Annotated in this window: 2 protein-coding genes; one reads left to right on the plus strand and one right to left on the minus strand. The window is 54.3% G+C overall.

The features are described 5' to 3' along the window. The coding region (locus ACTHS3_RS12620) for a chloride channel protein (RefSeq protein WP_440368093.1) at positions 1 to 648 on the plus strand (648 nt) is incomplete at its 5' end. A gap of 75 nt (positions 649 to 723) precedes the next feature. Here ACTHS3_RS12620 and ACTHS3_RS12625 read toward each other — a convergent pair. Next, positions 724 to 1,608, minus strand: an 885-nt coding sequence (locus ACTHS3_RS12625) for an AarF/UbiB family protein (protein ID WP_440368094.1), incomplete at its 5' end; no start/stop codon positions are given.

The raw sequence follows: 1,608 nt of genomic DNA on the forward strand, positions 1-1,608 counted from the left end.
ATGCTGATGTGGGCCGCGGTGTCGGGCATCGTCTGCGGCGTGGCTGGCGGATTGTTCGGCAGCTTTTTGTATCGCGGTGCGGCGGCATTCGCACCGGTGCGCTGGCGTAGTTTCATCCGCCGTCATTTGTTGGTGGTCGCCTTTGTAATGGGTATCTTGTTGGCGTTGCTCGGTACGTTTTATCAAGGTAAAACCTATGGTACGGGCTATCACGAAGCCGCAGCTGCACTCAAAGGCGCATATGAAGCGCCGTTCGGCTTGGCCGCCGCAAAATGGGCGGCAACCGTGTTCAGCTATTGGGCAGGCATTCCCGGCGGCATTTTCACGCCTTCTTTAACCATTGGCGCGATGATAGGCGAACACATGGCTTCTTTTGCGCAACTGGGCGACGCGTCCAATGTCGCGGTTTTGCTCTGCATGGCCGCATTCCTTGCCGCCGCGACCCAATCGCCGTTGACCGCCGCCGTGGTGGTAATGGAAATGACGGGTGGACAGAATTTACTGTTTTGGATGCTGCTGACTTGCATCTTCGCTTCGCAAGTCTCGCGCCAATTCTCGCCACATCCGTTTTATCACGCCGCAGGTTTGCGCTTCAGACGGCATATCGAAGCCGAAAGCGGACATGTTCCGCATGAGAAAAAAGAATAGATAGGCATACAAAAGGCCGTCTGAAAATCAGATTTCAGACGGCCTTTTGTATGTCGTTTAAAGCTGTATTGAGGTTTATTTAAACAGCAAAATCAGCAGCAAAACAACCGCAATCACAGCCAACCAAAGGCTTTGGCGTTGCTGCACTTTGACCAAATGCACATAGGCATCGCGCATTTCCTGCTGGCGGTTTTCATCAACCAACGCACTGATTTTGCGCGGCAGGGAAGGGATGATTTGCGCCCAGTCGGGGGCTTCGTTTTTTAGGTTGCGCCAAAGGGCTTTGGGGCCGACCTGTTCGTTCATCCAGAGCACCAAAAACGGTTTGGCGGTTTTCCACAAGTCCAAATCGGGATCAAGCTGGCGGCCCAAGCCTTCGATGTTGAGCAGCGTTTTTTGCAGCAACACAAGCTGCGGTTGGATTTCGACATTGAAGCGGCGGCTGACTTCAAACAGGCGCATCAGCACCAAGCCGAAGGAAATCTGCGAAATCGGTTTGTTGAACACAGGCTCGCACACGGCGCGGACAGCGGCTTCCAATTCTTCCGCACGCGTGTCGGCAGGTACCCAACCCGATTCGATGTGGGCGGTGGCGACGCGGTGGTAATCGCGGTTGAAGAAGGCGAGGAAGTTGATGGCGAGATAGCGTTTGTCGTAATCGGTCAGCGTGCCGACGATGCCGAAATCAAGGGCGATGTAACGGTTGTCGGCGGCGACCAGAATATTGCCGGGGTGCATATCCGCATGGAAAAAGCCGTCGCGGAAGACTTGCGTGAAGAAGATTTCCACGCCGTAATCGGCAAGTTTGTGCAAATCAATGCCGTCGGCTTTGAGTTTGGCGATGTCCGATACCGGTGTGCCGTCCATCCATTCGATGGTCAGTACGTCGCTGGTGCAGTAGTCGTAAAACACCTTCGGCACAATCAGCATATCGCTGTTTTGGAAATTGCGACCGAGCTG

It is taken from the genome of Neisseria sp. P0009.S007 (assembly GCF_051962515.1).